Source organism: Tersicoccus sp. Bi-70, from assembly GCF_001968825.1.
GTDB lineage: Bacteria > Actinomycetota > Actinomycetes > Actinomycetales > Micrococcaceae > Tersicoccus.
In genome coordinates, this window is the sequence record NZ_MIEU01000010.1 from 551,993 (window position 1) to 560,096 (window position 8,104).

The window sequence follows — 8,104 nt, forward strand, 5'->3', positions numbered from 1 at the left end:
TCGACGACGCGCCACTGACCTGCGCCGACGCGCGCGTGGTGCTTGACAGTGCAGGTGCGCGCCGGGACAGTGGTGCCACTGTGCGCGCGACGGGGGTCGCGGCGCGACCGGGGGAGACAGGGGCGCGGGACGCCTCGAGGGGGAGACACATGACGGGGGAGCGGGCAGCGCTGCGGCCGGACACGTCCACGAACACCAGCAGGCCGGAGGGCGGCGCGGACGACCTCGCATTACCCCCGCGACTCGGCGTCCGCTGGTCCCTCGCCTTCACCGGGGTGTGGCTCGTCGTCTGGATGGCGCAGCTGACCCCCACCCAGCTGCTGTTGCCGCAACAGGTGCGGACCGGCACCGAGGGAAGCGACTGGACCGGCGGCGTCATCGTCTTCGGCCTCATCTTCTCCGCCGTGGGCCTGCTGGCTCTGGTCGCGGCCCCGGTGATCGGCCGCCTCTCGGACCGCCTGCCCGGCCGCCGTCGCCGTCCCTTCCTCGTCGGCGGCGTCGTGCTCGCCAGCGCGGGCCTCGCGATCCTCGGCGTGCAGACGACGACGGCGGGCGTCCTGGCCGGGTGGCTCGCGGTGTCCCTCGGCCTCGTCTCGGCCAGTACCGCCGCGACCGCGGTGGTCGCCGACCAGGTGCCCGCCGCCCACCGCGGCGTCGCCTCCGGCGTCATCGGGGCGACCCAGGCCGTCGGGCTCATCCTCGGCGTGGCCCTGTGCGTGCTGCTCGCGTTGACGGTGCCGGGCGGCTACGGACTGCTCGCCGCCCTGCTGCTGGTGGTCGGCCTCACCGGCGTGCTGCTGCTGCCGGACCCGCCGGCGTCCTCCGTCACCGGCATCCCGCTCACGAGGACGGCCGGTGGCACCGCGCGTCGCGGCCTTCTCACGGCCGTGGCCCGCGCCGGCCGGGACATCGTCACCCGGCTGCGGGACCAGCGGCCCCTCCGCCTCGCGCTGACCTGGACCGTGCTGGTCAACACCGGCAACGCCCTCGCCACCGGCCTGCTGCTGTTCTTCCTGATCAACGGTCTGGGCCTCGACGCGGCCGCCGCCGACGATCAGTTGCTCACCGTCATCGCGATCTACACCGTGTTCATGGTCATCGCCTCCTTCGCCGGCGGCTGGGTGTCGGACCGCTGGGGACGACGACGCCCGCTGGTCGCCGCCGCGGCCGCCCTGCAGGTGGTGGCCGCCGCGCTCATCATCGTGACGCCGTCGATCGGCGGCCTCGACGTCGCCGGCGCGCTGCTCGGCCTCTCCTACGGGGCGTTCTGCTCGGTCAACCTCGCCCTCGTGGTCGACGCGCTGCCGGACCGGACGACCGTCGCCCGCGACATGAGCCTGCTGCAGATCGCCCAGAACGGCCCGCAGACGCTCGCGCCGGTGCTCGGCGCGCTCGTCGTCGCCGTGACCGGCGGCTTCACGGCGCTGTTCGCCGTGGCCGGCGTGATCTCCGTCCTCGCGGTGCTCGTCGTCGCCCGGCTGCGGCAGGTGCGCTGATGACGCACCCGCCCGGACCCGGCCCGGCCACCGGTCCCACGACCGTCCCGACCCCGGCCATCGCCGGGACACCGACCACGACGTGGCGGAACTGGGGCCGCACCGAGCGGGCCGAGGGCATCACCGTGGTCCGGCCCCGGGACCTCGAGGAGCTGGCCGCCCTGCTCGGGGACGGCACGGGCCGGCCTGTCCGGCCGCTCGCGTCCGGCCACTCCTTCTCCGGCATCGGGACGCCCGAGGACATCGCCCTCGACCTCACCGCCTTCAGCGGGCTGAGCGGGCCGGACGACGTCGCCGTCGACGCGTCGCGCGGCCGGGTCCGCCTCGGCGCGGCCACCCCGCTCTGGCAGATCCCGCGGCTGCTCGCCCCGTTCGGCCTGGCCATGCGCAATCTCGGCGACATCGACCGGCAGACGATCGCCGGCGCCCTCGCCACCGGCACTCACGGCACCGGCGCCGCCTTCGGGGGCCTGCCGACGCAACTGGTCGGCGCGACCCTGGTGAGCGGCGACGGGCAGGTCCTCACCGTCGACGAGGACACCGAGCCGGAGCTGCTGCCGTTCATCCGCGTTGGCCTGGGCGCACTCGGGGTGCTCACCGAGGTCACCCTGCAGTGCGTGCCCGCCTTCGTGCTGCGGGCCGAGGAGGCCATGCGGAGCCTCGCAGACGTCGACGCCGGCTGGGACGCCCTCTTCGACGAGCCCGACCACGCCGAGTTCCACTGGTTCCCGGGCAGCGGCCGCGTGGTGACGAAGACGAACACGCGGCTGCCCGGGGACAGCCTGCTCGTGCCGCGCTCGCGGCTGGGCCGGTGGGTGGGGGAGGAGCTGCTGGCCAACACCGTGTTCGGCGGCCTGTGCGAGGTGAGCCGCCACGTCCCGTGGACCGTGCCGACGATCAACCGGATCGCCACCGCCGCGATGGGCCGGGGCACCTTCACCGAGCCGTCCGCCCGGGTGTTCGCGGCCCCTCGGCGCGTGCGGTTCCGGGAGATGGAGTACGCCGTCCCACGCGCGGCCATGCAGGAGGCCTTCGGGCGCATCCGCCGGCTCGCGGACGCCTGGCCCGAGCCCATCGAGTTCCCGGTGGAGGTGCGGGTCGCGGCCGCCGACGACGTCGCCCTCTCGCCCGGGTCCGGGCAGGACATCGGGTACATCGCCGTCCACCGGCACGTGCGCCGGCCGCACGAGCGCTACTTCGCGGCCGCCGAGCGGATCTTCGCCGACTACGGCGGCCGTCCCCACTGGGGCAAGGTGCACGGCCTCGACGCGGATCGCCTGGGCGCCCTCTACCCGCGCTTCGGGGAGGCGCTCGCCGTCCGGGACCGGCTCGACCCCGAGCGACGGTTCGCCAACCCGTACCTGCGACGCGTGCTCGGACCCTGAGTCTCGAACCGTGAGTCCCGAACCCTGCCGACGGCGCCACGACGGCGGCCGCCCGCCGGGCGACCACGGTGCCGGCCGCGATCCGCCCGGGCGCGGTGCCGTACGCTGGAGGAACCATGGCAACCACTGATTTTCCCGCCGAGATCGCCCAGCTCCGCTCCACCTTCGCCAGCATCGAGAACGTCGTCGACGTCGAGAAGGTCCGCGCCGAGATCGCCGAGCTGAGCGAGCAGGCCGGCGCGCCGGACCTCTGGGACGACCCCGACTCCGCCCAGCAGGTCACCAGCAAGCTCTCCCACCGGCAGTCCGACCTGGAGCGCGTCGAGCGGCTCGGTTCGCGCATCGACGACCTCGAGGTGCTGGTCCAGCTGGCCGGCGAGGAGGACGACGAGGACACCCGCGCCGAGGCCGAGCGGGAACTGACCTCGATCAAGAAGTCCCTCAGCGAGCTCGAGGTCGTGACCCTGCTCTCGGGCGAGTACGACGAGCGCGAGGCCGTGGTCACCATCCGCTCCGGCGCCGGCGGCGTCGACGCCGCGGACTTCGCCGAGATGCTCATGCGCATGTACCTGCGCTGGGCCGAGCGGCACGGCTACCCGACGTCGGTGCTCGACACCTCGTACGCGGAGGAGGCCGGCCTGAAGTCGGCGACCTTCGAGGTCAAGGCCCCGTACGCGTTCGGCACCCTCTCGGTCGAGGCCGGCACCCACCGCCTCGTGCGGATCAGCCCGTTCGACAACCAGGGCCGCCGCCAGACGTCCTTCGCCGCCGTCGAGGTCATCCCGCTGATCGAGCAGACCGACAGCATCGACATCCCCGAGTCGGATCTGAAGATCGACGTGTTCCGCTCCTCGGGCCCCGGGGGCCAGTCCGTCAACACGACCGACTCCGCGGTGCGCATGACCCACCTGCCCACGGGCACCGTCGTCTCCATGCAGAACGAGAAGTCCCAGATCCAGAACCGGGCCGCCGCCCTGCGCGTCATGCAGTCCCGCCTGCTGCTGCTGAAGAAGGAGCAGGAGGACGCCGAGAAGAAGGCGCTCGCCGGCGACGTCAAGGCCTCGTGGGGCGACCAGATGCGCTCCTACGTGCTCAACCCGTACCAGATGGTCAAGGATCTGCGCACCGAGCACGAGGTCGGCAACACCGCCGCCGTGCTCGACGGCGAGATCGACGACTTCGTCGACGCCGGCATCCGCTGGCGCGCCGCGGGGCGCAGCGCCGCCGAGTAGTCGCTCCCTCGCCCGTCCCGTCGCGGACGGAGCCGTCGCGGACGGAGCGGTCGCGTTCACCCAGCCGGACGGCGGCCCGGTTCCGTCGTGTGGCAGTGATGGCATGATGAGGGCGTGAGCCGTCGGGGGGCCGGCGCTCACGCACCGCCCGGCGTGGCCGCGGCGGTCTGTGCCGGGGTCGAGGCGCATGGACGGCGTTGCCGCAGGTCGGGCCGCCGACGGCGCGCGAGCCTGCCTGCCGGAAAGCAGAGGACCATGGAGCCGTTCCTGACACGGTCGTACCGCCGGGACCGGATCGCCGTGCGCGGAGGCGATCTGACCGTCGGCGTGTGGGATGCCGTCCCCGAGCCGGACGAGGACCCCACGACGCCCGCCCCGGCCGCCGTGGCACCGGAGCCGCCGATCACCCCGGCGACGGGGTACACCGCCGTCGAACCCCCGGCCTCCGCCGCGAACGCGACGCCCACCCGCCCCCGCACCGTCCTGCTGCTGCACGGACTGACCGGGCACCACCAGACCTTCCGTGCCGTCGCCGACCGGCTCGACGCCTACCGGGTCATCGCCCCCGACCTGCGCGGCCGCGGGGAGAGCTACGCGCTGCTCGGCCCCTACGGGATGTCCGCCCACGCGGACGACCTCGCCTTGACCCTGGAGGCGGAGGACGCCGACGACGTCATCGTCGTGGGCTACTCGATGGGCGGTCTGGCCGCCCTGGTGCTCGCGCACCGTCACCCCGAGCGGATCAGCGCGCTGCTGCTGGTGGACATGTGGCTGCCGCGGCTCGCCTCCCCGGGCGAGGACCGCGACGCGACGATCTCGACGATCTTCGCGCCGTTGTTCGACACGATCGAGCGCACCTACCCGTCCACAGACGAGTACCACCGGTTCTGGGAGCAGTCCGGCCGCTTCGACGTCCCGCTCTCCGACGATGTCCGGGCGGCCCTCGACTACGCCCTGCTCGGCCGCGAGCCCGAGCTCGGGATCCGTGTGCAGGGCCGCGCGGCGTGGGAGGACGCGACGGAGGTGGTGGGAGCGGAGGACGTGCTCGCCGCCCTGAACGGGCTGACGCATCCGGCTCGGCTGATCTGGCGCCGCGCCGGTCACGCCGAGGACGCCGCGGCCTGGGACATCGAGGGCAGCGCCGAGTCCTGGGCGTCCCTGCTGCCCACGCTCACCGCCAGCGAGTACCCCTCGACCGGGAGGATCCCGCTCTTCACCGAGGACGGCGTCGCCCGCATCCGCGCTGCCGTCGACGACCTCGCCGCCGGCTGACGGAGGGGCACCCTCACCAGCTGACGACACCGGCACCCACCGACACGCCGCACGACACACCCGCCCGGCTGACGGGGCGAGAAGCAACGCCGCCCTACACTCGAACCGCCGAGGCCCCCTGTTCCCAGGTACGGTCCCGCCTCGGTGCCTGTGGGGCGGGCCGGGAGCAGCACGCGCGCATGATCCGATTCGACAGTGTCACCAAGGTCTACGACGACACGTCGCGCCCGGCCCTGGACGGCATCAGCACCGAGATCGACCGCGGCCAGTTCACCTTCCTCGTCGGCGCCTCCGGTTCCGGCAAGTCCACGTTCATCCGCCTCGTCCTCAAGGAGGAGGCGCCGTCCCGCGGCTCCGTCTACGTCGCCGGCCAGAACGTCTCCGTCATCGCGCCCTGGCGCGTGCCCCGCTTCCGCCGGGGCATCGGCGTCGTGTTCCAGGACTTCCGGCTGCTGCCGAACAAGACCGTGTTCGGCAACGTCGCCTTCGCGATGCAGGTGCTCGGCCGGAGCCGCACCGTGATCAAGCAGACCGTGCCCACCGTGCTGCAGACCGTGGGGCTCGAGGGCAAGGACGGCCGGTTCCCGCACGAGCTCTCCGGCGGTGAGCAGCAGCGCGTCGCCATCGCCCGCGCCATCGTCAACCGGCCCGCGATCCTGCTCGCCGACGAACCGACCGGCAACCTGGACCCCGCCACCTCGATGGGCATCATGAAGGTCCTCGACCGCGTCAACCAGAACGGGACCACCGTGGTGATGGCCACCCACGACGGGATGATCGTCAACGAGATGCGCCGCCGCGTGATCGAGCTCGACCACGGCGCCATCGTCCGCGACGACGCCGAAGGCATCTACGAGGGCGCCCGATGAGGGCCGCCTTCATCCTCGGGGAGATCGGCCACGGGCTGCGCCGCAACCTCACCATGGTCATCTCCATCGTCCTGGTCACCTTCGTCTCCCTCACCTTCGTGGGCGCCGCCGCCCTGCTGCAGATGCAGATCAACCAGATGAAGGGCTACTGGTACGACAAGGTCGAGATCTCCCTCTTCCTGTGCCAGCAGGGCTCCGTGTCCCCGAGCTGCGCGTCCGGAGCGGTGACCGAGCAGCAGCGAGAGGCGATCGCCGCCCAGCTGCGGTCGCCGACGTTCGCCCCGTACGTCGCGTCCGCCCACTTCGAGTCCTCGGCGGAGGCGTTCACCCACTTCAAGGAGCAGTTCAAGAACTCCCCGATCGTGGACACCGTCACCGCGGACCAGCTGCCCTCCTCGTTCCGGATCCAGTTGAAGGACCCGACGACGTTCGACGTCATCCGGGAGGGCTTCTCCTCGACCGCGGGCGTCGACACCGTCAACGACCAGCGGGAACTGCTCGAACCCCTCTTCTCCAAGCTGAACCAGGCGTCGGTGTTCGCGCTGGTGACGGCCGGGATCATGATCATCTGCGCGGTGCTGCTGATCGCGACCACCATCCGGCTCTCCGCGTTCAGCCGGCGCCGGGAGACCGGCATCATGCGGCTCGTCGGCGCGTCCAAGTCCGTGATCCAGCTGCCGTTCGTGCTCGAGGGCATCATCGCGGCGACCATCGGATCGGTGCTCGCCTCCGCGGCGCTGTGGGCGTTCACCCGGTTCTACGTCGAGGACTACCTCAGCCGGGAGAGCCAGGACCTGGCCTTCATCTCGTCGGGGGACGCCCTGCTCGTGGCGCCCGCCCTGATCCTGCTCGGCATCGTCCTGTCCGGGGGCTCCTCCGTGCTCACGCTCCGCCGCTACCTGAAGGTGTGAGGGTGAGTCCCGAGACGACGACGGCGTCCTGCCCGTCCCGGCGCACGGCCCGCTGGGCGTCGGCCACGGCCGCCGCCGTGCTCGCAGCCGGGCTGGTCGCGGTGGCCCCGGCCACCGCCGACGACCTCGACGACCGGCAGTCCGCCCTCGAACAGGAGGCCCGTGACGTCGGCGAGGCCATGGAGAGCCTGGACGCCGGCATCACCCGCTCCATCGCCCAGCTGCGCGTCTACCAGAAGCAGTTGCCCGGTGCGCGGGCGGCACTGGCCGACGCTCAGGCGAAGGTCGCCGCCGCCACCCGCGAGGTGGAATCCCAGTCCGCACGGCTGACGCTCGCCGAGCAGTCCAAGGCGGATCTGGACGCCCAGCTGCGCCGGGACCGGCAGGCGGCCGACCGCACCCGCCGGGCCATCGGCGCCATCGCCGCCCAGGCGTACAAGAACGGCGGACTCTCCAGCAACGTCTCCCTCATGCTCGGGTCCGGCGACGGCCGGGACCTGACGGACAGCTTCCGCCTCGCGGACGCCGCCCTGCGCAGCCAGAGCACCGTGCTCAGCACCTGGACGCAGCAGCAGGCGACCGACCAGAACGCCGCGGCCCGCCTGCACGCGGTCGAGGACGAGATCCGGCAGCTCAAGGCGCGCGCCGAGGCGGCCCTCGCGGCCGAGCAGGCCGCCCGGGACGCCGCCGCCGCCCGGAAGTCCGCCGTGGACCGGCTGGTCGGCAACAGCGCGACGCTGACCGCCCAGCTCAAGGCCAGGCGGCCGCAGATCAGCCGGCAGCTCGCCCGCGTCGAGGCGGACCAGGCGCAGGTGCGCAACCAGATCGCCGAACGGCAGCGGCGGGAACTGGAGGCGGCGCGTCAGCGTGCCGCCGCCGAGGCCGCCGCCCGTGCCGCCGCGGCCGCCGCCGCCCGGCAGCGTGCCGCCGCCGCGGCCG

The 8,104-nt window shown here is 73.1% G+C and carries 6 protein-coding genes and 1 pseudogene; all 7 read left to right on the top strand.

Annotation, left to right across the window (positions count from 1 at the left end):
* Positions 1-149: 149 nt before the first annotated feature.
* Positions 150-1,496, top strand: coding sequence for an MFS transporter (locus BGP79_RS06465; protein WP_076693773.1), 1,347 nt, complete (start codon positions 150-152; stop codon positions 1,494-1,496).
* A complete protein-coding gene (locus BGP79_RS06470) occupies positions 1,496-2,881 on the top strand; it encodes a D-arabinono-1,4-lactone oxidase (RefSeq protein WP_083701629.1) in 1,386 nt (461 codons plus the stop codon). The genes BGP79_RS06465 and BGP79_RS06470 overlap by 1 nt, the downstream gene beginning before the upstream one ends.
* Before the next feature lie 116 nt (positions 2,882-2,997).
* Positions 2,998-4,113: a peptide chain release factor 2 gene (gene prfB, locus BGP79_RS06475; protein WP_076693774.1), complete on the top strand. Its 1,116-nt coding sequence runs from the start codon at positions 2,998-3,000 to the stop codon at positions 4,111-4,113.
* A gap of 255 nt (positions 4,114-4,368) precedes the next feature.
* The gene (locus BGP79_RS06480; RefSeq protein ID WP_076693775.1) at positions 4,369-5,385 is read left to right on the top strand and encodes an alpha/beta fold hydrolase; all 1,017 of its coding nucleotides are present in this window, start codon (positions 4,369-4,371) and stop codon (positions 5,383-5,385) included.
* A 179-nt stretch (positions 5,386-5,564) separates the two neighbouring features.
* On the top strand, positions 5,565-6,254 hold the full coding sequence (ftsE, locus tag BGP79_RS06485; protein ID WP_076693776.1) for a cell division ATP-binding protein FtsE: 690 nt from the start codon (positions 5,565-5,567) through the stop codon (positions 6,252-6,254).
* Entirely contained in the window at positions 6,251-7,165 is a 915-nt protein-coding gene (ftsX, locus tag BGP79_RS06490) for a permease-like cell division protein FtsX (protein ID WP_076693777.1), read from the top strand. Before ftsE ends, ftsX begins: the two co-directional genes overlap by 4 nt.
* Before the next feature lie 2 nt (positions 7,166-7,167).
* Positions 7,168-8,104: pseudogene (locus BGP79_RS06495) on the top strand (peptidase M23); the annotation flags it as partial.

Bases quoted from the DNA above. Each gene is read 5' to 3' on its own strand.
- ftsX (WP_076693777.1), top strand. From the start codon at position 6,251: ATGAGGGCCGCCTTCATCCTCGGGGAGATCGGCCACGGGCTGCGCCGC.
- BGP79_RS06480 (WP_076693775.1), top strand. From the start codon at position 4,369: ATGGAGCCGTTCCTGACACGGTCGTACCGCCGGGACCGGATCGCCGTG.
- BGP79_RS06470 (WP_083701629.1), top strand. From the start codon at position 1,496: ATGACGCACCCGCCCGGACCCGGCCCGGCCACCGGTCCCACGACCGTC.
- BGP79_RS06465 (WP_076693773.1), top strand. From the start codon at position 150: ATGACGGGGGAGCGGGCAGCGCTGCGGCCGGACACGTCCACGAACACC.
- ftsE (WP_076693776.1), top strand. From the start codon at position 5,565: ATGATCCGATTCGACAGTGTCACCAAGGTCTACGACGACACGTCGCGC.
- prfB (WP_076693774.1), top strand. From the start codon at position 2,998: ATGGCAACCACTGATTTTCCCGCCGAGATCGCCCAGCTCCGCTCCACC.